The 22,527-nt window shown below is 59.3% G+C and carries 17 protein-coding genes and 4 tRNA genes; 8 read left to right on the top strand and 13 right to left on the bottom strand.

Translation table 11 applies throughout. The features are described from left to right. The first annotated feature begins 7 nt into the window (after window positions 1-7). A complete protein-coding gene (locus tag FEE99_RS13170; RefSeq protein ID WP_041479298.1) occupies window positions 8-661 on the top strand; it encodes an HAD family hydrolase in 654 nt (217 codons plus the stop codon). A gap of 96 nt (window positions 662-757) precedes the next feature. Here the strand turns inward: FEE99_RS13170 and FEE99_RS13165 are convergent, their stop codons facing one another. After that, the gene (locus FEE99_RS13165) at window positions 758-1,720 is read right to left on the bottom strand and encodes a zinc-binding dehydrogenase (protein ID WP_041479296.1); all 963 of its coding nucleotides are present in this window, start codon (window positions 1,718-1,720) and stop codon (window positions 758-760) included. A 138-nt stretch (window positions 1,721-1,858) separates the two neighbouring features. Here FEE99_RS13165 and FEE99_RS13160 point away from each other — a divergent pair, with 138 nt between their 5' ends. Continuing rightward, on the top strand, window positions 1,859-3,943 hold the full coding sequence (locus tag FEE99_RS13160) for a carboxy terminal-processing peptidase (protein ID WP_162245411.1): 2,085 nt from the start codon (window positions 1,859-1,861) through the stop codon (window positions 3,941-3,943). Window positions 3,944-4,060: 117 nt separating this feature from the next. Further along, a complete protein-coding gene (locus tag FEE99_RS13155) occupies window positions 4,061-5,833 on the top strand; it encodes a bifunctional diguanylate cyclase/phosphodiesterase (RefSeq protein ID WP_041479293.1) in 1,773 nt (590 codons plus the stop codon). A gap of 31 nt (window positions 5,834-5,864) precedes the next feature. Here the strand turns inward: FEE99_RS13155 and FEE99_RS13150 are convergent, their stop codons facing one another. The 7 genes from FEE99_RS13150 to FEE99_RS13120 all read right to left on the bottom strand — a co-directional run bounded on the left by FEE99_RS13150 (window position 5,865) and on the right by FEE99_RS13120 (window position 14,000). Next, window positions 5,865-6,284, bottom strand: coding sequence for a hypothetical protein (locus FEE99_RS13150; RefSeq protein WP_052392188.1), 420 nt, complete (start codon window positions 6,282-6,284; stop codon window positions 5,865-5,867). Then, window positions 6,281-11,065 (bottom strand): RHS repeat-associated core domain-containing protein, encoded by a 4,785-nt coding sequence (locus FEE99_RS13145; protein WP_064361080.1) that lies wholly within the window; start codon window positions 11,063-11,065, stop codon window positions 6,281-6,283. Before FEE99_RS13145 ends, FEE99_RS13150 begins: the two co-directional genes overlap by 4 nt. A 239-nt stretch (window positions 11,066-11,304) precedes the next feature. Beyond that, window positions 11,305-11,712 (bottom strand): sel1 repeat family protein, encoded by a 408-nt coding sequence (locus FEE99_RS13140; RefSeq protein WP_041479522.1) that lies wholly within the window; start codon window positions 11,710-11,712, stop codon window positions 11,305-11,307. Next, entirely contained in the window at window positions 11,713-12,084 is a 372-nt protein-coding gene (locus tag FEE99_RS13135) for a hypothetical protein (RefSeq protein WP_003223109.1), read from the bottom strand. It lies immediately after the preceding gene. Further along, complete coding sequence (locus tag FEE99_RS13130; RefSeq protein WP_016773735.1) at window positions 12,081-12,422, bottom strand: helix-turn-helix domain-containing protein; 342 nt, start codon at window positions 12,420-12,422, stop codon at window positions 12,081-12,083. The genes FEE99_RS13135 and FEE99_RS13130 overlap by 4 nt, the downstream gene beginning before the upstream one ends. 112 nt (window positions 12,423-12,534) lie before the next feature. Further along, window positions 12,535-12,990 carry a YkvA family protein gene (locus tag FEE99_RS13125; protein WP_016773733.1) on the bottom strand — a complete coding sequence of 152 codons (456 nt, stop codon included), beginning with the start codon at window positions 12,988-12,990 and terminating at the stop codon, window positions 12,535-12,537. Between the two features lie 293 nt (window positions 12,991-13,283). Further along, a complete protein-coding gene (locus FEE99_RS13120) occupies window positions 13,284-14,000 on the bottom strand; it encodes an FKBP-type peptidyl-prolyl cis-trans isomerase (RefSeq protein ID WP_016773732.1) in 717 nt (238 codons plus the stop codon). 269 nt (window positions 14,001-14,269) lie between these two features. On the opposite strand from FEE99_RS13120, the gene FEE99_RS13115 reads away from it, so the two are divergent. Together FEE99_RS13115 and FEE99_RS13110 are read left to right on the top strand one after the other, a co-directional pair. Beyond that, complete coding sequence (locus tag FEE99_RS13115) at window positions 14,270-16,081, top strand: di-heme-cytochrome C peroxidase (RefSeq protein WP_041479523.1); 1,812 nt, start codon at window positions 14,270-14,272, stop codon at window positions 16,079-16,081. Continuing rightward, a complete protein-coding gene (locus FEE99_RS13110; RefSeq protein WP_041479524.1) occupies window positions 16,078-17,247 on the top strand; it encodes a catalase family protein in 1,170 nt (389 codons plus the stop codon). The genes FEE99_RS13115 and FEE99_RS13110 overlap by 4 nt, the downstream gene beginning before the upstream one ends. Before the next feature lie 89 nt (window positions 17,248-17,336). Here FEE99_RS13110 and FEE99_RS13105 read toward each other — a convergent pair. The 4 genes from FEE99_RS13105 to FEE99_RS13090 form a co-directional block, all read right to left on the bottom strand. Further along, window positions 17,337-17,413, bottom strand: a tRNA-Asp gene (locus tag FEE99_RS13105). Between the two features lie 19 nt (window positions 17,414-17,432). Then, window positions 17,433-17,508 (bottom strand) — tRNA-Val (locus FEE99_RS13100). Between the two features lie 190 nt (window positions 17,509-17,698). After that, window positions 17,699-17,775, bottom strand: a tRNA-Asp gene (locus tag FEE99_RS13095). A 19-nt stretch (window positions 17,776-17,794) separates the two neighbouring features. Next, window positions 17,795-17,870, bottom strand: a tRNA-Val gene (locus FEE99_RS13090). 159 nt (window positions 17,871-18,029) lie between these two features. Between FEE99_RS13090 and rdgC the strand changes: the two genes are divergently transcribed. The 3 genes from rdgC to sugE all read left to right on the top strand — a co-directional run bounded on the left by rdgC (window position 18,030) and on the right by sugE (window position 20,501). Further along, on the top strand, window positions 18,030-18,950 hold the full coding sequence (rdgC, locus tag FEE99_RS13085; RefSeq protein WP_024012190.1) for a recombination-associated protein RdgC: 921 nt from the start codon (window positions 18,030-18,032) through the stop codon (window positions 18,948-18,950). Between the two features lie 151 nt (window positions 18,951-19,101). After that, entirely contained in the window at window positions 19,102-20,067 is a 966-nt protein-coding gene (locus FEE99_RS13080; RefSeq protein ID WP_041479525.1) for a bile acid:sodium symporter family protein, read from the top strand. Window positions 20,068-20,186: 119 nt separating this feature from the next. After that, window positions 20,187-20,501: a quaternary ammonium compound efflux SMR transporter SugE gene (gene sugE / locus FEE99_RS13075; RefSeq protein WP_041479526.1), complete on the top strand. Its 315-nt coding sequence runs from the start codon at window positions 20,187-20,189 to the stop codon at window positions 20,499-20,501. A 114-nt stretch (window positions 20,502-20,615) separates the two neighbouring features. On the opposite strand, the gene FEE99_RS13070 is transcribed toward sugE, so the two are convergent. Beyond that, on the bottom strand, window positions 20,616-22,487 hold the full coding sequence (locus FEE99_RS13070) for an MFS transporter (protein WP_041479527.1): 1,872 nt from the start codon (window positions 22,485-22,487) through the stop codon (window positions 20,616-20,618). Window positions 22,488-22,527: the final 40 nt, after the last annotated feature.

Genomic DNA, 22,527 nt, shown 5'->3' with positions numbered 1-22,527 from the left:
AGAACCGATGGCTTTGGCAATTTTTGATCTGGACGAAACGTTGATCCACGGCGACTGTTCCTCGCTATGGAGTGAGCAGATGGCCCGCCTCGGCTGGGTCGATGGCGAGTCGTTCATGCAGCGCGACAAAGAACTGATGGATGCCTACGGCCGCGGACATCTGGCGATGGAAGACTATATGGCCTTCAGTCTCGAACCGCTGATTGGCCGCACCCCTGCGGAAATCGAGCACTTGGTTGGCCCGTGGGTGGAGGATTTCATTGAACCGATCATCTTCAGCGACGCGACCAAAACCATCGCCGCCCACCGCAAGGCCGGCGACCGGATTCTGGTGATTTCGGCGTCGGGTAGCCATCTGGTCAGGCCGATCGCCGAACGATTGGGCATTGATGAGCTTCTCGCCATCGAACTGGAAGTCGCCCACGGCGTATACAGCGGTAAAACCGTCGGCACCCTGACTTACCGCGAAGGCAAGATCACTCGCCTGCTGGAATGGCTGGACGCCGAAGAAGAAAACCTCGAGGGCGCGAGCTTCTATTCCGATTCGCGCAACGATCTGCCGTTGTTGCTTAAGGTGGACTTCCCGCATGTGGTCAATCCGGATCCTGTGCTGCTAGAGCACGCAGAAAAATCCGGCTGGCCGATCCACCTCTGGAAATAAAAGCAAAAGATCGCAGCCTTCGGCAGCTCCTACTTTTGTAATGCGTGACTCTGTAGGAGCTGCCGAAGGCTGCGATCTTTTGACCTTGCTTTGCTGTCAGCTCAAACCCTCATTGATCACCAACACCAACTTGCCCGCCACCGTATTGCTCGCCAGTTCGGCAAACGCTGCTTCGGCATCCTTCACCGCAAAGGCTCTGGCCAATTGCGGACGCAAGCGGCCCTCGGCAAACAGCGGCCAGACATGCTGGCCCAAGTCACTGAGCAGATCCGCCTTGAACTGATCGCCACGACTGCGCAACGTTGAACCGAGCAGCTGCACACGCTTGGCCAACACCTGCGCCAGATCCAGCTTCGCCTCGCGCCCGCCCATCAAACCGATCAGCACCCAACGCCCGTCCAGCGCCATCAGCTTGAGGTTCAGCGCCGCATAATTGCCGCCCACCGGGTCGAGAATCACATCGAACGGCCCGAAGTCGCGCAGGCTTTCAATTTCATCGGTGCGGACCACGCCGCCCTGCGCACCCAATGCTTCGCAGTAAGCCAGGCGTTCGGCGGAACCGACGCTGACCCAACAAGGGTTACCGAAGGCTTTGCACAGCTGAATGGCGGCTGAACCGATTCCACTTGCGCCAGCGTGCAGGAGAATTTTCTCACCGGGTTTCAGCGCTGCAAGTTGAAACACATTCAGCCAGACGGTGGCGTACACCTCGGGCAATGCCGCCGCCTCGATCAGCGAAACACCTTCGGGCACCGGCAGCACATGCCGTCCGTCGACGACCACCTCTTCAGCCATGCCGCCCCCGGCCAATAAGGCGCAAACCCGGTCACCGACTTGCCAGGACGAGCCCGCGCCGACCTCGCTGATCACCCCGGAGCACTCAAGACCAAGCACTTGGCTGGCCCCGGGTGGTGGCGGATAAAGCCCTGCTTTCTGTAATAAATCGGCGCGATTGAGGCCGGCTGCCGCCACCCGGATGCGGACTTGTCCTACATCGCACGTCGGACTAGGCTCTTCAACCCATGCCACTTGACCTTCAACGCCTTGCAATGCCTTCACACTGCCTCCATAGTGAGTCTGGACTGAGCCCGAAGCTGTAGCGCCGGGCTTTTTGCATTATGCGACCGGCTCTCAAAGAACCGGCGACTTCAAAGACGGCCTAATATGCGTTATCAATTGTCCCCGCGTCGAATCAGCATGAAGCATCTGCTCCCCAGCACCGCCCTCGCTCTTTTCATCGGTATCGGTCTGTTGCCGGTGTCGGGCACCACATTCGCAGCCAACAGCTGGGACAAGTTGCAGCCTGATCGCGATGAAGTCATCGCCAGCCTGAACGTCGTCGAGTTGCTCAAGCGTCACCACTACAGCAAGCCGCCGCTCGACGATGCGCGCTCGGTGATCATCTACGACAGCTACATCAAGCTGCTCGACCCGTCGCGCAGCTATTTCATGGCCAGCGATATCGCCGAATTCGACAAGTGGAAGACCCAGTTCGACGACTTCCTCAAAAGCGGCGACCTCAACGCCGGGTTCACCATCTACAAGCGCTATCTGGACCGCGTCAAAGCGCGTCTGGACTTCGCCCTTGCCGAGCTGAACAAAGGCGTCGACAAGATGGACTTCAACACCAAGGAGACCTTGCTGATCGATCGCAAGGACGCGCCTTGGCTCAAGTCCACCGCGGAACTCGACGACCTGTGGCGCAAACGAGTCAAGGACGAAGTGCTGCGCCAGAAGATCGCCGGCAAAGAGCCGAAGCAGATCCAGGAAACCCTGACCAAGCGCTACAAGAATCAGCTGGCGCGTCTCGACCAGACCCGCGCCGAGGACATCTTCCAGGCGTACATCAACACCTTCGCCATGTCCTACGACCCGCATACCAACTATCTGTCGCCGGATAACGCGGAAAACTTCGACATCAACATGAGCCTGTCCCTCGAGGGCATCGGTGCCGTGTTGCAGAGCGACAACGATCAAGTGAAAGTCGTGCGTCTGGTGCCGGCAGGCCCGGCGGACAAGACCAAGCAGGTCGCTCCGGCCGACAAGATCATCGGCGTTGCCCAGGGCAACAAGGAAATGGTCGACGTGGTCGGCTGGCGTCTGGACGAAGTGGTCAAATTGATTCGCGGTCCTAAAGGCACCGTGGTGCGCCTGGAAGTGATTCCAGCGAGCAATGCGCCGAATGACCAGACCACCAAGATCGTGCCGATCACTCGTGAAGCAGTGAAGCTCGAAGACCAGGCCGTGAAGAAGTCGATCCTCAGCCTGAAACAGGACGGCAAGGACTACAAACTTGGCGTGATCGAGATCCCGGCCTTCTACCTCGACTTCAAGGCATTCCGTGCCGGCGATCCGGACTACAAGAGCACCACTCGCGACGTCAAGAAGCTGCTCACCGAGCTGCAGAAGGACAAAGTCGACGGCGTGGTCATCGACCTGCGCAACAACGGCGGCGGCTCCCTGCAGGAAGCCACCGAGCTGACCAGCCTGTTCATCGACAAAGGTCCGACCGTACTCGTGCGTAACGCCGACGGCCGTGTCGACGTGCTCGAAGATGAAAACCCGGGCGCGTTCTACAAAGGCCCGATGGCGCTGTTGGTCAACCGCCTGTCCGCCTCGGCGTCGGAGATTTTCGCCGGTGCCATGCAGGACTACCACCGCGCGCTGATCATCGGTGGTCAGACCTTCGGCAAAGGCACCGTGCAGACTATTCAACCGCTGAACCATGGCGAACTGAAACTGACCCTGGCCAAGTTCTACCGCGTCTCCGGGCAGAGCACCCAGCATCAGGGCGTGCTGCCGGACATCGACTACCCGTCGCTGATCGACACCAAGGAAATTGGCGAAAGCGCCCTGCCGGAAGCCATGCCGTGGGACACCATCCGCGCGGCGATCAAACCGGCGGCCGATCCGTTCAAGCCGTTCCTCGCCCAGTTGAAGTCCGAACATGACTCACGCACCAACAAGGATGCCGAGTTCGTGTTCATCCGCGACAAGCTGGCCCTGGCGCAGAAACTGATGGAAGAAAAAACCGTCAGCCTCAACGAAGCCGATCGTCGTGCCCAGCACGCCGACATCGACGCCAAGCAACTGGCGATGGAGAACATCCGTCGCAAGGCCAAAGGCGAAGAACCGCTCAAAGAGCTGAAGAAAGAAGACGAAGACGCACTGGCCGCTGCCGAGCCGGACAAGGTCAAACCAGAAGACGATGCCTACCTGAGCGAAACCGGGCGCGTGCTGCTGGATTACCTGAAACTGAGCAATCAGGTGGCCAAGAAGTAAGTGATGGCAATTTAGTGCTGACGATCCCCGGATCGTCATCAAACAGTCATCATTCTGTCGTGCAATAAAGGACCGGGAGCAGGCGCTCCCGGTCCTTTTTTTTTGCCAGAGACTGCCATGACCACGACCGAACAGCTGAGCGCCTTGAGCTCGATCCTGACTCAAAGCGGTTTACACAGTCTGTTCCAGCCGATCATCTGTCTTTCCGAACGCCGCATTCTCGGTTACGAAGCCCTGACCCGTGGCCCGTCCAACAGCCCTCTTCACTCGCCGATTGCCCTGTTCGCCGTGGCGCGACAGGCTGGTCGATTGAGTGAACTGGAAATCGCCTGCCGACAAAGCGCCTGCCGACGGTTCAATGAGCAGCAACTGCCGGGCAAGCTGTTCCTTAACGTGTCTCCAGAATCCTTGCTCGAAGCCGCGCACCAACCCGGGCGTACGTTGCAACTGCTGCAGGACTTGGGCATTGCACCGAGTCAAGTGGTCATCGAGCTCACCGAGCAGACCCCGATCGATGACTTCCAGTTGCTGCAAACCGCCCTGCATCACTACCGGGCGATGGGTTTTTCCATTGCGCTGGACGACTTGGGCGCAGGGTATTCGAGCCTGCGCCTGTGGTCGGAATTGCGTCCGGACTACGTGAAGATCGACCGACACTTCATTGATGGCATTCATCAGGACGCCTTGAAAAGAGAGTTTGTCGGTTCGATTCTGCAAATCGCCAAAGCGTCCCGCGCGCAGGTCATTGCTGAAGGCATCGAGCTACCGGAAGAACTCGCGGTGCTGACTGAAATGGGCGTCGACCTGGTGCAGGGCTACCTGCTCGGCCGCCCTCAGGAACATCCATCCCGCGACGCTCGCGCGATGATGCCCAAACACGATAGCAGCGCCGTCGCGCTGAATGACGAAGGCAGCGACCTCAGCGCCCTGCTCAACGACCAGCCCGCCGTGCAACGCGATACGCCCACCGCGACGGTACTGGAAGCCTTCCGCCGCCAGGCCAACCTCAATTCGCTCGCGGTGCTCGACGAACAAGGCCAGCCCTGCGGCATCGTCCATCGCCACTCGCTGTCGGACGCACTGCTCAAACCGTTTGCCACCGATCTGTTCGCGCGCAAACCGATCAGCCGCCTGATGAACGATGATTTTCTTGCCGTGGAAATCAGCCAGTCGCTGCAGCAAGTCAGCCGCCTGATCACCAGCCGCGCCCGCCAGCGCATCGAAGAAGACTTCATCATCACCCTCAACGGCAGTTACCTCGGCCTCGGCCGGGTGATCGACGTGCTGAAACTGATCACCGAACTGAAAATCCAGCAAGCACGCTACGCCAATCCCCTCACCCTGCTGCCGGGCAACGTACCGATCCAGCAATGCCTCACCCGCCTGCTGCAACAGGCCCGCGAATCGATCATCTGCTACGTCGACATTGACAGCTTCAAACCCTTCAACGACATCTACGGCTACGGTCGCGGCGACGAAGTCCTGCTCTGCCTCGCCCAATGCCTCAACGAACGCATCGACCCCACCCGCGACTTTGTCGGTCACATCGGCGGCGACGACTTCCTCCTCGTCCTCGGCCCCGAAGACTGGCGCAAACGCCTCAACCAACTGCTCGACGATTTCCAAAGCCAATGCCGCCGCTTCTATCGGCCTGAACACCTTGAGGCGGGATGTTTTATTGCGCCGAATCGCCAGGGTGTGCGGCAGGAGTTTGCGTTGTTGTCGTTATCGATCGGGGTGGTGCATCTGCGGCCTGAGGCTTGTGCAGCGCTTGATGCCAGCCAGCTTGCGGAGATGGCTTCGCAGGCTAAGCATCATGCGAAGGGGGTTGTGGGGTTTAGTGTGTACGTGATTGATAGTTTCGTCGCTGCCGAGCTACTTCCGTCATAGCTTACGGACCAACGTCAACTTGGCTTTTAGTTTACCAAGTTGATCTATCCTCATTAGTTGCCATCAATAGATCCTCTTTCCAAATTTCCTGCGCCAGTCGAAAGACATCTTGAAAAAAGCAACGGGGATTTTCTAATGAGTACCATTCCTCACGCGGCCAACTGTTTGCCTCGCATTCATCAATTTCGAATACAGCTTGAAAATCGAAGCTTGAATCCTTAAGCACTGCTTCCAGATTTTCAATGAGAACCAGTTTATGCCTAAAGGAGAGATAGGGCTGATTTAAGCAATATTTCGTTATTAGCACGCTTCTATCAGCTCGATCATTCGGATCATATATCTCGAGCTCCACACCCTTGGTTTCCTCTCTATCATAAACATCAAATACACCAACGAACCACATCAAATCAGGTTCAAAAGGCTCATTTAAAAATGGGTCTTTAAGCATCATTTGCCCTCCGACGGGAAGCCCGTAAAAGGCTTCTGTGTATTGTCTTTGTCGAACTTAACCTCAAACCAATTCATATCCTCATTCAGCCGAGGATTTTGTGCATCTTTTTTATTAGGCCTGTAGCCGCGCCCAGCTCCAGGCAGTTCCAATCGAACTATAGGATTTTTCTTTTGATCCTTCCCTGTATGCTTAATCAATCCGTTTTCATCCTTCGTCATCGCTTTATTCAAGGCCCCCAGATGCATACGCCAACTATGAAACTGAGAGCTTGGATTACCTTTGGCATTTTTAGGAACCTCGCCAGTATGAGGATCCGCGCCATTTATCGCTCGCTGCTTGAGAGCCGGGCCAGTAATTTCCGAACTATGTTTTTTCACGGTGTGCATGTCATAAAGTTCTTCATACTCACTCACACGCCGCTTTGCATTCTCCTCAGCCACTTCATCAATCCTCGCCCGTCGCTCCTGCGCCGTCATCTTTGGCAGCGGGGGCGCGCCCTCTTCGACGACCACGCGACCAGCCTCGTATCGCATCGGACGTCGTGGCGCTGACGGTGGACAAATGCAACTCAACCCCAACGGATCCACCCACCCCGTCGGATTCGGCACGTACTGGTACTGATTCAACCCACCCGCGAGCTTCACCGGATCCGGTGTCAGATACCGCCCTAACCTAGGGTCGTAATACCGATGCCGGTTGTAATGCAGCCCGCTCTCCGCATCGAAATACTGCCCCTGAAAGCGCAGCGGTTGGTCGAGGTAGTCTTCGCCAGCGAGGGTGACGGCGGCGACTTTGCCGTAGGCGTCGTATTGCGCGGACCAGACGATTTCGCCGCTGTAGTCGGTGAGTTCCTGCGGGGTGCCGAGGTGGTCGAGTTGGTAGTAGAACGGGCAGGCTTTTTTCGGGCCTTTGCCATCGAGCATCGCCAACGGGCGGAAGGTGCCGGGTTCGTAGAGGAAGCTGCGGTATTGCGTGGCGCTGCTTTCGGCGACGAGGTGTTCGCCTTGCCAGAAGAATTCAGTGACGGCGCCATCGACGGTTTTGCGGATACGGCGGCCGAAGGCGTCGTAGTGATACGTGGCGGTCTGGCCGTCGGGGCGGGTCAGGCCGATCAGGCGGTGCTGGCAGTCGTAGCGGTATTCAGTGACCAGGGTCTGGCCGTGGCCTCGGCGTTCGCGGATCAGGTTGCCGAAGGCGTCGTAGTCGTAATGACGGTCGCCCTGCATCAGCAGACGATTGCCTTTGATCTGCGCGGGACCGGGGCGGTCCTGCATCAGCAGGTTGCCCGCCGGGTCGTGGGCGAAGGATTCGGGCAGTTCGTCGCGCGAGTGACGTACGCGGATCAACCGGTCGAGGGCGTCGTAGCCGTAGGTGCGCTGGCCGTGGCGGCTGTCAGCAATGTGCTCAAGATTGCCATTGGCGCTGTAGGCATAATCGCGGCGGTACAGCGAGGCGTGGCGATGGCCTACAGCATGGGCGAGCAAGCGGCCCTGATCGTCGTAGGAGTATTCGCTGAACAGCAAACCTTGCTGGCGTTGCTGTTCGCGACCGGACTGGTAGACGTGGCGCGTGAGCGGCGTGCCGTTAAGGTCGATGGCGCTCAGCGCACCGCCCTTAGCGTAGTGATAATCGAGCTTGCTGTTGTCCGGCAGGCGCAGGCGTTTGAGCTGGCCGCAGGCGTCATAGGCGTAGCGCAAGGTGCCCCAGCCCTGATGCTCGGTGATCAGCCGATCCTGACGGTCGTACTCGAAGGCCAGCGGATGGTTTTGCCCGTCATCGACGCCGATTAATCGGCCGAGGCGGTCGTAGTCGTAGCGGATCTTGGCGCCATCGGGCAGGGTTTTGACCAGCAAACGCCCGGCCTTGTCGCGCTCATAGTGGGTGACCAGACTGGGGCCGAAATCACCAAACTCGGTCTTCTCCAGCAGGTGCCCGTTGAGGTCGTAGGCATAAGCTGTGCGCCGCCCATCAAACCCGGTTTCCTGTCGGATCAATCCGGTCGGCGTGTAATCCAGGCAATATTTTTCCCCTGACTCGTTTTCGATCTCGGTCAGCAACAGCCGCGCATGGTCATAGCGATACTGCACGCGGGTGCCGTCAGGATTGATCCGCCGCGAGACCAGGTGCAGGTCGTCGTCATATTCGTAGCGGGTGATGCGCCCGAGTTCATCGCGCTCAGCGGTGATCTGGCCGTAGGCGCCGTAGCTGTAGGCGCGCGTGCTGCCCGTAGGAGAAGTCGTCAGGATCAGTCGGCCGGCCGCGTCCCACTGCTGACGACTGACAACACCAAATTCGTCCTGGGTGGTAATCCGCCGTCCCAGCGCATCGTAGGAAAAGCGCCGCACGCCGCCATCGGGCAGGGTTTCTTCGATGAGCTGGCCGAGCTCGTTCCACACCCAGCGGTGGCGGCTGCTGTCCGGATAACGCAGCGACAGCAATTGCCCGCGCAGGTTGTAGTAGTAATGGGTGACCTGGCCGTCGGGATCGACCGCTTCGGTAACGGCGCCTTCAGCGTTGCGCCGGTAGATCCACACCGCATCACCACGGCAACGCTTGTAGAGAAAACCGTTGCGATACCCGTAGGACGTTGGTGCATCGTCCGGCGGAATCAGCGCGATCAGCCGTCCGACCTCGTCGTAGCGGTATTCGGTAACCGCGCCCAATGCATCCTGCTCGGCGATCAAGCGGCCCTGCTGGTCATAAGCCTTGAGCTGCTCGCCGCCATCGGCCGCGACCTGGCGCACCAGCCGTGCGCGCTCGTCGTGGACGTAGACTTCTTCGGTGCCGTCGACGTAATGCACGGTCACGCTGGCGTCGTCATCGTTCCAGACGTAACGGGTGTTCATCTGCGAGAACGACGCCCAGTGCCTCACGCAGCGCGCCGCTTTGCCCTCGCGCTGCCACTCCCAGAAGAAGCTCGCGCCGCCGGTCAGCTGGCGCTGGAGGATGACGTGATGGTCGTCGTAGTCGTAGCGTTCGCTGTCGCCGACCGCGTTGGTCGCGGTCAGCAGGCGTTGCCGGGCATCGAAGCTGTAGGTGGCGAGGTTTTGCTCGGTGGTCCACTCGCCCTGGACGAACACCTGATAATCGATCGCCACCAGTTGCGCGCGGTCATAACGCAACAGCAATGAGCGGCCGGCGCCGTTGTCCAGACGCTGAATGCGGTCGGAGCGATCGCGTTGCAGGGTCAGACGATTGCCGTAGACATCGCTGATTGCCGTCAGCCGGCCGGCGCGAAAGTGGTAGAAGCGCGCACTGTCGCCGGCCAACGCCAGAATCAGTTCTTCCGGCTCATCGCCGAGAAAGATCGCCGCCCGCGACAGGCTGTTGTGAATCGCCCGGCGCGCGACGTTGGGCAAGGGAAAACGGGTGCGGCGGTTTTCGTGGTCGATCCAGATCACGCCATCGCCGTCGAAGGCCAGGCGATGGGCCAGCGTGTGGCTCCAGCCGAAACCCAGGCCGATGTCGATCTCGACCGCGCTGCTGCGGTACAAACGGGTGAACTCGAAGGGCAGCACGCCATCGAGCACCGCATCGGTCAGGGTCAGCAGTTCTTCGCCGGTGACCATCGACACCGGGCAGCCATTGGTACAGGTTTTGGGCACGCAGTCGGCGGCGTCGCCGTTGGGGTTTTTCGCTTGATCGGGGACGTCGTCGTGCTGTTCGTCTTTCTTCAACATGGCGTTGCGCTTGGCATCCCAGCGCAATTGCATCCGGCCCTTTTTCACCCCGGCGGCGATACCGCGCGCGGCAACGGCTTTGTAGCGGTCGACGTATTCAATGAAGGCGCTGACGATGCTGAACAGCGCCTTGACCAGACGCTTGGCGACGTTGAACAGCTGCGTTGCGCGGTCAGCCAGACGCAGCGTCAGATAAGCGATCCCCGCCCCCGCTCCGACAAACGTCAGCACCACGCTGATCAGCACATCGATGATCAGTTGCACGATCATCATCGACGCCACTTCAGCAGATTTGCCGGCAATCTCGCTGGGCGGCAGCATGTCCAGCCACAGGCTTGCCGACCGCAGCAGCAAGCACATCGCCGCTTCGTCACTGACCAGCAACTGCAGCTCTTCCATGAGATTTGGCGCGGTCTGTGCCAGCTCGATCAGCTCAGCCGCGCCACTGCCCAAACGCTCGGCAAACTTGCCGGGGTCCTGGAGAATTTCCGACAACAGGCCGAGGCTGTCCCATACCCCCTCGATGGCCGCCCAACTGCCGGCGAGCATGCCGTTGCTGGCTGCGGTCGCCACCGAGTGTGACCACTGCGGCTTGAAACCTTGCCACTCGCTACGCAGCCAGCGTTCCAGTTCGCCGGTCAAGCCGTCATAGGATTCGAACAGCTTCGCGACTTGATTGGAGGTGACAGCGCTGTGCACAAGAACGCGGTAGAACTTGCCCTCTTCACCTCTGAATTCGCCCTTGCCCTGCTGATCAAGGGCGACCGGCGCGGTCTTGCCGCTATCCACGTCGACCACATCGACGGAAATATTGCCCAGCGGGATGTCGTAGACCGATTCGAACTTGCTCTCGATCTGCATGAGCCCGCCCTGCGGGCACTGGACAACGCTGGAGGAAAATTCGTCGTCGCTGCTGCTGACCGCCGTACTGCTATCGCCGAAGCGGATGATCCGCTCCATACCCACCAGCGATGGCAAGTCTGCTGCCTCGCTGATCTGGTCCGCCCTGCGACTGAGCCAGTGATCAAGCTGTTTGCGGTAGAGGCTGAGCGTTTGCGGAAAGCTGTCGAGTTCCTGCTCGATGCGCGCGATGGCTTCCATCAACACACGCAGGCAGACAAGGTGGGCTGAAAAACGGGCTGAAGCATGAGCGGTCCCTCGCGCAAGAAATTAGTCGCGGGAACTGTGCGTGGGATCAGAAAGGAAAGAAGTCAGGCGAGTAGGCAAAGGATGTAGGACTAATCTGCAATCCAACATCCAGCGAAAAACGTGCAGGCAAAAACGTAAACGCGGCGTGAGGAAAACCTCACGCCGCGTTTACTTAGAAGACATACATGGAATTACTGCGTTGAATCACCAGCCATCAGCTGTTGCAGCTTAAGCTCGGCCAACGGGTGGCCGGCTTTGGCAGCCATGCTCCACCAACGAGCGGCTTCAGCGGGATCCGGTGCTTTGCTCGGGGTACCGGCGAGGCTGATCACGCCGACTTGATACGCCGCTTTACCATCACCAGCCAACGCCGCCAGACGCAGTAAACGCACGCCTTCTTCACGCGCGCCCAACCCGACGCCGCGAAAAGTCAGAATGTGCCCATAAAAGCTCTGCGCACCGACATCGCCGAGGTTGGCCATGCGCGCGAACTGGCCTTCAAGCCAGCGCCAGCCACGAGGCTGGCGAACGAACCACGACCAATGAAACAGCCGGCGGGCCAGCCAGTAACCGGCCCGCGCCTTGAGCCGCAGAAACACTCAGGCCTCCGCCGATTCCGGGTATTCGTATTCGAAGACCCGCACCACTTCCGACGCATGCCAGGACGCCGCTGCAACGCCATCCGAAGGCCCGGAAAAGCGCCCCAGACGCTCGACACATTCAAAAAAACCGGTACGCGGCAAACGACTGGCGCCCTGACTGATGACCAGCGAACTGCGCAACGGCTGCTCGGCTTTCGCATCCAGTGCCGCCAGATGCTCCAGTGCAGCCGTCAACGTCTGCATCGCCGGAGTCGGTAGCTGCAAACGCTCAAGCAAGGCTCGATAAGTCAGAAGATGGCGCTGACGACGCGCCTGGTCCAGCTCCCCCAGCAATCCGTCCCAATGTTGACGGCTGATGCGTACGCTCACGATTCATCCCTCCAACCTGGCACCGTCAGTTCCCAGGCCAGGCTGCGGCGAATCGCGGCGTCGGGCTGACGCTCACCACTTTCGATCATGGCCAAGTAAGACGGGCTGATGCCTACCGTGCGGGCCAGCGCCTCGATGGCGATGCCCTTCCCTTCGCGCAAACTGCGTAATTGATCCAGACCCGGAAGAATCGGCTCCGGCGAGGTGGCGAGCGGCGCTGCTGGCTGCGGCGCCGGCGTTGCGTTGATCCCTGCTGCTTTCAGTAAAGCCTGATATTGAGCCCACGGCAGAACCGCGTATTCGGGTTCGCCATCGCGTGCAATTATCTGAATATCCATGACTACCCCGTAGGACAACACCACTTAGCGAGTCGGCACTTTTCCCTAGAAGTGTAATCCTAACAGCGGCCAAGGTCGCGAGTGGTATCTATCTGTAGGCAGTCTTCGTCAGTCAGGGCTTTTTCGGGCCTTGCAGCTGCAATTGTTCAGGGGTATCAGGAAGGCGCTCAACCACCGCCAGCTTCTCGGGTTGCTGGCGCTTGCGCCACAGGCGGAAGGCGTTGAGCTCGTCATCGAGGGTTTTCATCAGCCAGGCGAGGACAGCGATGTCATCGAGCATGCCGAACATGGGAATGAAATCCGGAATGGCATCGACCGGGCTGAGGAAATACATCAGGCCCGCCACCACCGAAATCAGCGACTTGGCACTGATCGCGCGATACTCGCCACGCCAGTAGGCCAGGCATAACGACTGCAGCAAGCGCAGATCATCCTTGAGTTTGCCCAAGCGATTGCCTTGCGCGGCGCCTTTGCTGGCCACGGCAAACAATAGGGTCGGCAGGCGTCCACGGGCCAGCAGGCGACCGGCTAACGGCAGGAATCGAGCGAAATTCCACGGAGCTTTCATCTATTCTTCCCGTTGAAATGTTATCCACACAAATTGTGGATAACCTTGTGAACAGAGCTGCATTTCAGCGCTGAGAGCCCCGTTTCATAAGGGCTGCGCTCAGATCGGGCGTTTTTTACTCACATAAAAAAGCCCAATATTTCATTGACTTGGCAGCTCAGGGCGTCTAGCGCGGGCAGCCTCAAAGCTATGACTGTGTTGAACGGCGTCAGTTCGCTCTGTTTAACTTTCCTGACCTGCAGATGCAACAACGCCCCGCATAAGCGAGGCGTTGTTGGCGATGCCGTTGCGTGTTACTTGGCAGCGGCGTCTTCTTTGGCTGGATCCTTGATGGCCAGCAGTTCCAGGTCGAAAACCAGAACCGAGTTGGCCGGGATTGCCGGGCTTGGCGACTGAGCGCCGTAAGCCAGATCGCTAGGGATGTACAGTTTGTACTTCTCGCCAACGTGCATCAGTTGCAGACCTTCAACCCAACCCGGGATCACGCCACTGACTGGCAGATCGATCGGGCTACCGCGCTCTACGGAGCTGTCGAACACGGTGCCGTTGGTCAGCTTGCCGGTGTAGTGAACAGTGACGACGTCGGTCGGCTTAGGCTGTGGGCCATCGGCTTTCTTCACTACTTCGTACTGCAGGCCGGAAGCGGTGGTGGTCACACCGGCTTTCTTGCCGTTTTCTTCGAGGAATTTCTTGCCGGCGGCTGCCGACTCTTCACTCATCTTGGCCATACGCTCTTCAGCACGCTTTTGCAGCGAGGCGAAGGCTTCGACCAGTTCTTCATCTTTCAGCTTCTGTTCTTTCTTGCCAACGGCATCTTCGATGCCCTGGGCTACCGCTTTGGAGTCCAGATCATCCATGCCTTCCTGGGCAAGGCTTTTGCCCATGTTCAGGCCGATGCCGTAGGAAGCTTTTTGCGCCGGGGTTTTCAGCTCTACGCTGGTCTGCGAGTCACAACCCGCAAGTACCAGGCTAACCAGGGCTACCGCCGCCGCCAACCGATGCTGTTTCATGCTATTTCCTTGTTCATGCGCCGAATGGGCAATCGAGTAAAGCCGCGAGCTTATCAGGCCGCCACGACCAATGGCTACCGGCATGAGAGCAGGAATCTTCCGATAAGTTCAGGGATTAAAACGCATTTGGGCAACGGCTGGATGAAGCTTCTGTCATCCACGGACGACAAGCGTCATCGGAGCTTGCCTCAGCGTCTGGCGTGATGGCCACTTGCCCAGCAGTCATGGCTCAGGCATAACAGCGCAACAATTCGACAAGGATGTTTAACTTGCGCCTTCTATTCCGCGTTCTCACTCTGGTGATCGTGCTGGCGATAATCGCCGTTGCGGTGATTGTCTATTACGTCGCCAACCCGAAATTGCCCTTCTACACCCCGCCGCAACAGGTACGTTACCTGGATCAATGGAGCGAAGAGCAACGGCAGACCTACTACTTCACGCCCCAAGGTACGCAAGTCAAAGGCCTGCGTTACGAGTGGTTCCAGGCACTCGAATTGCCCTTCTCCGAGCAGCGCTTCGCCTCCCCTGAATATCTCGCCCGTTTCGGCTTCCTGGTCGACCCGCAGCAGAAAGCGAGCGCGAACAACCCCGGCAACCTTCCCGTCGGTTTTGCCCGGCACCAGAATCCCGGCAACGCCTCGGAGCATTATCTGGACATCACCTGCGCCGCTTGCCACACCGGCGAGTTGCGCGTCAAAGGCCAGGCCGTACGTATCGATGGCGGCAGCGCACAGCACGTGCTGTCTTCCAGCGTTCCTACGTTGCGCGGTGGCAGTTTCGGACAGGCCCTGGTCGCCAGTCTCGCCTCGACTTACTACAACCCGTGGAAGTTCGAGCGCTTCGCCCGCCAGGTGCTCGGAGATGATTACGAAGCGCGCCGCGAACAATTGCGCAGCGAGTTCAAGACCTCGCTGAACACCTTCGTCAAAGTGGCCTGGAACGACACCCATCGCGGCCTGTACCCCACCGAGGAAGGCCCGGGGCGCACCGATGCGTTCGGCCGGATTGCCAACGCGACGTTTGGCGATGCGATTTCCCCTGCCAACTACCGTGTGGCCGATGCCCCGGTGGATTACCCGCAGCTGTGGGACATGTGGACGTTCGACTGGGTGCAGTGGAACGGCTCGGCTCAACAGCCAATGGCGCGCAATATCGGCGAGGCGCTCGGCGTCGGTGCCACGCTGAATTTCTTCGACGCCAACGGTCAGCCGCTGCAAGGCGCTGAGCGCTATCCCTCCAGCGTGCGCGTGCGCGATCTGCACGCTATCGAAGAAACCTTGCAGCAGTTGAAGCCGCCGACCTGGCCGGAAGATCTGTTCGGAGCGATCGACAAGCCGCTGGCCGCCAGAGGCCGCGCGCTGTTCGCGGAAAACTGCGCCGGCTGCCATGTCCCGCGCCAATCGCAGGAAGGCGAACGCTGGGTGCAGCACTTGCACATGCTGCCGGTAGACGTGATCGGTACCGATCCGAATGCGGCCAACAACGTTGCCAGTCACCGTTTCGACTTGAGCGCACTGCAATGGGATGTCAATGAGCTGAAAAAGATGGACGTCAAACTGCACCCCGAACCCAAGGAGCCGCTTGATCTGAGCCAATTGTCGGTGGCCAAGGGCTTGGCTTACGTCACCGCATTCGTGGAAAACCGTGCCTATCGCGACGCGCAGATCACGCCGGGAGAAAAACCGCGCATGGATGGTTTCGGCCTGCCGATCGGCGTGCGCGAGAAAGTCGCTTACAAGGCCCGGCCGCTGGCTGGCGTGTGGGCGACTGCGCCGTTTCTGCACAACGGCTCGGTGCCGAGCCTTTATCAGTTGCTGTCACCGCAGGATGAGCGCGCCACCACCTTCTATAAAGGCACGCTCGAATACGACCCGCGCCACCTCGGCTATCGCACCGAACCTTTCACCAACGGTTTTCTGTTCGACACGCGCATCAGCGGCAACCATAACAGCGGCCACGAATTCCGCGCCGGCGCTCGCGGCAACGGGGTGATCGGCCGCCTCCTGCAACCCGAGGAGCGCTGGGCGCTGCTCGAATATCTGAAAGTACTGGGCGGACCACTGGAGGCGCAGTTGCCATGATCATGCCGACATTCAAAAAAGAACTGCCGCCACTGGCTCGCTTCTGGCTCTGGTTGGGGCGTTTGCTTGGCAAGACGCTGCTGATCCTGCTGGTCATCGCCCTGCTCGGCTGGGCCATCGCCGCCGCGTGGTTCGCTTGGCAGCATCGTGGGCCGGTGTCGGCGCAGGAACAGATTCCAGCGGGCGAAGCGGCGATGACCCAGGACATCATTCAAACCGCAGTGCGCATCGTCGACCAGCACCGCGAACCCACACGTTATCTGCGCGATGCCCACGCCAAGGCGCATGGCTGCGTGAAGGCGCAAGTGCAGGTGTTACCGGAACTGGCGCAATCGCTGCGACGGGGTGTGTTCAGCGAGCCGGGCAAGACCTGGCAGGCGCTGATCCGGTTGTCCAACGGCAATGCCTATCCGCAATTCGACAGCATTCGCGACGCGCGCGGAATGGCGATCAAGTTGCTTGAGGTTCCTGGCACGCAACTGCTCGGCAACCGCCAGGACCAGCATGAACAGGATTTCGTGATGTTCAGCCATCCGAATTTCTTTGTCAGCGATGTCGCCGAGTATCGTCAGAATGTGGCGGCGCAGGCTGACGGCAAGAAGGTAATGGCGTTTTTTCCGACGTGGGATCCGCGCACCTGGCAGGTCCGCCATCTGTTTATCGCCTTGGCCACGCTGTCAGCGCCGCCGGACAGTCCGACCGAGACTACATATTTCTCGGTATCGCCCTACAAGTTCGGTGAGGCCAATGCGAAATTCCGCGTCGTGCCGGATCCGGACAGTTGCCCGGCGTATACCTTGCCCAAACAGAATCACGACTTGCCGAATTTTCTGCGCAGTGCACTGAATCAACAGTTATCCACGGATCGGGTACCGGCGTGTTTTGCCCTGCAGATCCAGCGCCAGGACGCGAACAAGTACATGCCGATCGAGGACACCAGCATTGAGTGGCGTGAGCAAGATGCACCGTTTGAAACCGTGGCGCGGATCACTCTGCCTGCGCAGGACTTCGATACGCCGGCGCTGAATCTGCAATGCGACAATCTGTCGTTCAACCCGTGGTTCGGCATCGAGGCGCATCGGCCGATTGGCGGGATCAATCGCTTGCGCAAGGCAGTGTACGAGGCGGTGAGCGATTATCGGCATGCCCGCAATGCGGCGCAGTAGCGCGGCGATTTCATAAATCGCAGACAGCAAAAAGCCCGCACAAGGCGGGCTTTTTGTGGTGTCTGGCGTTCAGTTCCAGATACCGAATATGGCGCAGCGGACGGGACTCGAACCCGCGACCCCCGGCGTGACAGGCCGGTATTCTAACCGACTGAACTACCGCTGCGCGAAACGCTTGAAACGAATGGTGGGTGATGACGGGATCGAACCGCCGACATTCTGCTTGTAAGGCAGACGCTCTCCCAGCTGAGCTAATCACCCTTCGCTTCGTTACGGGGCGCATTATGCCACAAGTTTTCGTAAAGTGTTGATTTAATTGAATATTTTTCAAAAAAATCTGAAAACCGGTGAAACGATACATCCCGCGGGTACAACCTTGAGACAGAAAAAAACCCGCATCAGCGGGTTTTTCCGTGGTGACCTGGCGTTCAGTGGTCCAGGTTACCGAATATGGCGCAGCGGACGGGACTCGAACCCGCGACCCCCGGCGTGACAGGCCGGTATTCTAACCGACTGAACTACCGCTGCGCTAAACACTTGAAACGAATGGTGGGTGATGACGGGATCGAACCGCCGACATTCTGCTTGTAAGGCAGACGCTCTCCCAGCTGAGCTAATCACCCTTCGCTTCGGTGTGGCGCGCATTCTACGGAGCACCCCAACCTCTGGCAAGCACTTTTTTAAATAATTTTCCGAGGCCTTCCAAAGGCTTAGAGAAGGGTTGGCCTATGCCCCGGCGAAGACAATAATGCCCCCCTTTGTATAAAGGAGTGACTCGCCCCATGTGGTTCAAGAACCTGCTGATCTATCGCCTGACCCAAGACCTGCCTGTCGACGCCGAGGCGCTGGAAACTGCACTGGCGACCAAACTGGCGCGGCCGTGTGCAAGCCAGGAGCTGACCACTTACGGTTTCGTCGCACCATTCGGCAAGGGCGAAGATGCGCCGCTGGTACACGTCAGCGGCGATTTCCTGCTGATCTCTGCGCGCAAGGAAGAACGTATTCTGCCGGGCAGCGTCGTGCGTGACGCGGTCAAGGAAAAGGTCGAAGAGATCGAAGCCGAGCAGATGCGCAAGGTCTATAAGAAGGAACGCGACCAGATCAAGGATGAAATTATCCAGGCGTTTCTGCCGCGCGCGTTCATCCGTCGTTCGTCGACCTTCGCCGCGATCGCGCCGAAACAGGGCCTGATCCTGGTCAACTCGGCCAGCCCGAAACGCGCCGAAGACCTGCTGTCGACCCTGCGCGAAGTGATCGGCACCCTGCCCGTGCGTCCGCTGACCGTGAAAATGGCACCGACTGCGGTGATGACCGAGTGGGTCACCACGCAGAAAGCCGCCGACGATTTCTATGTGCTGGACGAGTGCGAACTGCGCGACACCCACGAAGACGGCGGCATCGTCCGTTGCAAGCGTCAGGACCTGACCAGCGAAGAAATCCAGCTGCACCTGAGCACCGGCAAAGTCGTCACTCAGCTGTCGCTGGCCTGGCAGGACAAACTGTCGTTCATGCTCGACGACAAGATGACCGTCAAACGCCTGAAATTCGAGGATCTGTTGCAGGATCAGGCGGAACAGGACGGTGGCGACGAAGCCTTGGGCCAACTGGATGCCAGCTTCACCCTGATGATGCTGACCTTCGGCGACTTCCTGCCGGCACTGGTTGAAGCGTTGGGTGGGGAAGAGATGCCGCAGGGGATCTGACCCGTCATTCGTGTGAAAGATTAAAAGATTGCAGCCTTCGGCAGCTCCTACATGAGACGGGTTTTCCTGTAGGAGCTGCCGAAGGCTGCGATCTTTTTGTTGGCGACGTATGCTTAGCTTCCTAACGCTTTCACATAACAAGGATCAAGCCATGCGCGCACTGGCTGCACTCAGCCGCTTTGTCGGCAATACCTTCGCTTACTGGGTTCTGATTTTTGCCGTCGTGGCCTTTCTGCAACCGGCGTGGTTCATCGGCCTGAAAAGCGCGATCGTACCGCTGCTGGGTCTGGTGATGTTCGGCATGGGCCTGACCCTCAAACTCGACGACTTCGCTGCCGTCGCTCGCCATCCGTGGCGGGTGGCGCTGGGCGTGGTTGCGCATTTCGTGATCATGCCCGGTGTGGCGTGGTTGCTCTGCCAGGTGTTTCACCTGCCTCCGGAAATCGCCGTCGGGGTGATTCTGGTCGGCTGCTGCCCGAGCGGCACCTCTTCGAACGTGATGACCTGGCTGGCACGCGGTGATCTGGCGCTTTCAGTGGCGATTGCCGCGGTCACTACCCTCCTCGCCCCACTGTTGACCCCGGCGCTGATCTGGCTGCTGGCCTCGGCGTGGTTGCCGGTATCGTTCATGGAGCTGTTCTGGTCGATCCTGCAAGTGGTGCTGTTGCCGATCGTTCTCGGCGTGGTCGCGCAGCGGCTGCTCGGCGACAAGGTGCGGCATGCGGTGGATGTGTTGCCGCTGGTGTCGGTGGTCAGCATCGTGATTATCGTCACCGCCGTGGTCGCGGCGAGTCAGGCGAAAATCGCCGAGTCCGGCCTGTTGATCATGGCGGTGGTGATGCTGCACAACAGCTTCGGCTATCTGCTCGGCTACTTCACCGGGCGCCTGTTCGGCTTGCCGCTGGCTCAGCGCAAGTCGCTGGCACTGGAGGTCGGCATGCAGAATTCGGGACTGGGCGCGGCATTGGCCAGTGCGCACTTCTCGCCACTGGCGGCGGTGCCGAGCGCGCTGTTCAGCGTCTGGCACAATATTTCCGGGGCGCTGCTGTCGACGTACTTCCGGCGCATGAGCGAGAAGGAAGACCGCGACAACCTCGCGCAACGGGCTGCCGACTGAGCTGAAAACTTGATCCCCGGGTTAATGCTCGTCAGTATATTGCGCAACGCGGGGACGACCCTGCGGCTCGCTCGAGTCATTCATCTGGGGACGACCCCGTCAATCGATGGAGGTCCTGCATGTCCTGGATCATTCTGTTTTGCGCCGGCCTGTTCGAAGTCGGCTGGGCCGTCGGGCTGAAATACACCGACGGCTTCACCCGCCCGCTTCCCACCGCCCTGACCGTTGCCGCCATGGCCATCAGTCTGGGTCTATTGGGCTTGGCGATGAAGGAATTGCCATTGGGTACGGCGTATGCGATCTGGACCGGCGTAGGTGCGGTGGGCACGGTGATCGCCGGGATCATTTTGTTCGGCGAGTCGATGGCATTGATTCGGCTGGCCAGTGTGGCGTTGATCGTCACCGGTTTGATAGGCCTTAAAGTCAGCGCTTAAGCAACTACCGTCTTCGCGAGCAGGCTCGCTCCCACATTCAACCGCGCTCCGTCATTGGAACAGGGTCCACTGTGGGAGCGAGCCTGCTCGCGAAGGGGCCTTTTGATACACCGACTATCTGACAGATCCGCGCAATTCCCCCACCAACACCTGCAACTTCGCCGGCTCGGTCCCTTCGGTAATCGCCGGCCCCGCCACCAGCGTCACCCGCGACCACAAGCGATGGAACAAGCCCTTGTTCGGATCGCGACTGAAGAAACTCCCCCACAATCCTTGCAACGCCAGCGGAATCACCGGCACCGGCGTCTCCTCCAGAATGCGCGTCACGCCGCCGCGAAACTCGTTGATCTCGCCATCGGCGGTCAATTTGCCTTCCGGGAAAATGCACACCAGCTCACCGTCCTTCAGATACTGAGCGATGCGTGTGAAGGCTTTTTCGTAGATCTGGATATCTTCCTGGCGTCCGGCGATAGGAATCGCGCCCGCCGTGCGGAAAATAAAGTTCAGCACCGGCAAGTTGTAGATCTTGTAGTACATGACAAAGCGAATCGGCCTACGCACGGCGCCGCCGATCAGCAAGGCGTCGACGAACGACACGTGGTTGCACACCAACAGCGCCGCGCCCTCGTCCGGGATCGCTTCAAGGTTGCGGTGCTCGACGCGGTACATGGAATGGCTGAGCAGCCAGATCATGAAGCGCATGCTGAATTCCGGAACGATCTTGAAGATGTAGGCGTTGACGCCGATGTTCAGCAGCGACACCACCAGGAACAGTTGCGGGATCGACAGCTTGGCGACGCTCAACAAGACGATCGAAACAATCGCCGACACCACCATAAACAACGCGTTGAGAATATTGTTGGCGGCAATCACCCGCGCGCGTTCGTTTTCAGCCGTGCGCGACTGGATCAGCGCGTACAGCGGGACAATATAGAAGCCACCGAAAATGCCGAGGCCAAGGATGTCGATCAACACCGCCCAGGTGTGCACGAAGCCCAGCACCGCAATCCAGCTATGGCCGCTGACGCTGTCCGGGATCCCACCGGAATGCCACCACAGCAACAGGCCGAATACGGTCAGGCCAAACGAGCCAAACGGCACCAGACCGATCTCGACTTTGCGCCCGGAGAGCTTTTCGCAGAGCATCGAACCCAGCGCGATGCCCACCGAGAACACGGTCAGGATCAGCGTGACCACGGTTTCGTCACCGTGCATCCATTCCTTGGCGTAGGCCGGGATCTGCGTCAGGTAGATCGCCCCGACGAACCAGAACCACGAGTTGCCGACAATCGAGCGTGACACCGCTGGCGTCTGGCCCAAGCCGAGTTTCAGCGTCGCCCAGGACTGGCTGAAGATGTTCCAGTTCAGGCGCATTTCCGGCGACGATGCCGCCGCACGCGGAATGCTGCGGCTGGCCAGGTAACCCAGCACGGCAATGCCGACGATCGCTGCGGAGACTACCGGCGCGTAGTGCTCGGTCGACATCATGATCCCGGCGCCGATGGTCCCGGCGAGAATCGCCAGAAACGTGCCCATTTCCACCAGACCGTTGCCGCCGACCAGTTCGTCATCGCGCAAGGCCTGCGGCAGGATCGAATACTTCACCGGGCCGAACAGCGCCGAGTGCGTGCCCATGGCGAACAGCGCCACCAGCATCAGCGACAGATGATCGAAGAGAAAACCGATCGATCCTACGGCCATGATGGCTATTTCCGCGAGTTTGATCAGACGGATCAACGCGTCCTTGGCGAATTTTTCCCCGAACTGCCCGGCCAGCGCCGAGAACAGGAAAAACGGCAGGATAAACAGCAGCGCGCAGAGGTTGACCCAGATCGAGCGATCGCCCTCGATGGTCAACCGATAGAGGATGGCGAGGATCAACGACTGCTTGAACACGTTGTCGTTAAACGCGCCGAGCGACTGGGTAATAAAGAAGGGCAAAAAGCGTCGGGTGCGCAACAGGTTGAACTGTGAGGGGTGACTCATCTTCCGTGTTTCCTGATGTTAGGTAGTGAGGCCTGGGTGC

Origin of the sequence: Pseudomonas sp. ef1 (assembly GCF_007293365.2) — a bacterium.
Classification (GTDB): Bacteria; Pseudomonadota; Gammaproteobacteria; order Pseudomonadales; family Pseudomonadaceae; genus Aquipseudomonas; species Aquipseudomonas siliginis.
Note: the sequence above shows the minus strand (reverse complement) of the source record. Positions and strands in the feature narration are given on the sequence as shown.

Excerpts from the sequence above, each read along its gene's own strand:
- FEE99_RS13160 (WP_162245411.1), top strand. The coding sequence starts at position 1,859 with ATGAAGCATCTGCTCCCCAGCACCGCCCTCGCTCTTTTCATCGGTATC.
- FEE99_RS13145 (WP_064361080.1), bottom strand. The coding sequence starts at position 11,065 with ATGGAAGCCATCGCGCGCATCGAGCAGGAACTCGACAGCTTTCCGCAA.
- FEE99_RS13070 (WP_041479527.1), bottom strand. The coding sequence starts at position 22,487 with ATGAGTCACCCCTCACAGTTCAACCTGTTGCGCACCCGACGCTTTTTG.
- rdgC (WP_024012190.1), top strand. The coding sequence starts at position 18,030 with ATGTGGTTCAAGAACCTGCTGATCTATCGCCTGACCCAAGACCTGCCT.
- FEE99_RS13130 (WP_016773735.1), bottom strand. The coding sequence starts at position 12,422 with ATGGATATTCAGATAATTGCACGCGATGGCGAACCCGAATACGCGGTT.
- FEE99_RS13110 (WP_041479524.1), top strand. The coding sequence starts at position 16,078 with ATGATCATGCCGACATTCAAAAAAGAACTGCCGCCACTGGCTCGCTTC.
- FEE99_RS13120 (WP_016773732.1), bottom strand. The coding sequence starts at position 14,000 with ATGAAACAGCATCGGTTGGCGGCGGCGGTAGCCCTGGTTAGCCTGGTA.
- FEE99_RS13155 (WP_041479293.1), top strand. The coding sequence starts at position 4,061 with ATGACCACGACCGAACAGCTGAGCGCCTTGAGCTCGATCCTGACTCAA.
- FEE99_RS13150 (WP_052392188.1), bottom strand. The coding sequence starts at position 6,284 with ATGATGCTTAAAGACCCATTTTTAAATGAGCCTTTTGAACCTGATTTG.
- FEE99_RS13170 (WP_041479298.1), top strand. The coding sequence starts at position 8 with ATGGCTTTGGCAATTTTTGATCTGGACGAAACGTTGATCCACGGCGAC.
- FEE99_RS13080 (WP_041479525.1), top strand. The coding sequence starts at position 19,102 with ATGCGCGCACTGGCTGCACTCAGCCGCTTTGTCGGCAATACCTTCGCT.
- sugE (WP_041479526.1), top strand. The coding sequence starts at position 20,187 with ATGTCCTGGATCATTCTGTTTTGCGCCGGCCTGTTCGAAGTCGGCTGG.
- FEE99_RS13125 (WP_016773733.1), bottom strand. The coding sequence starts at position 12,990 with ATGAAAGCTCCGTGGAATTTCGCTCGATTCCTGCCGTTAGCCGGTCGC.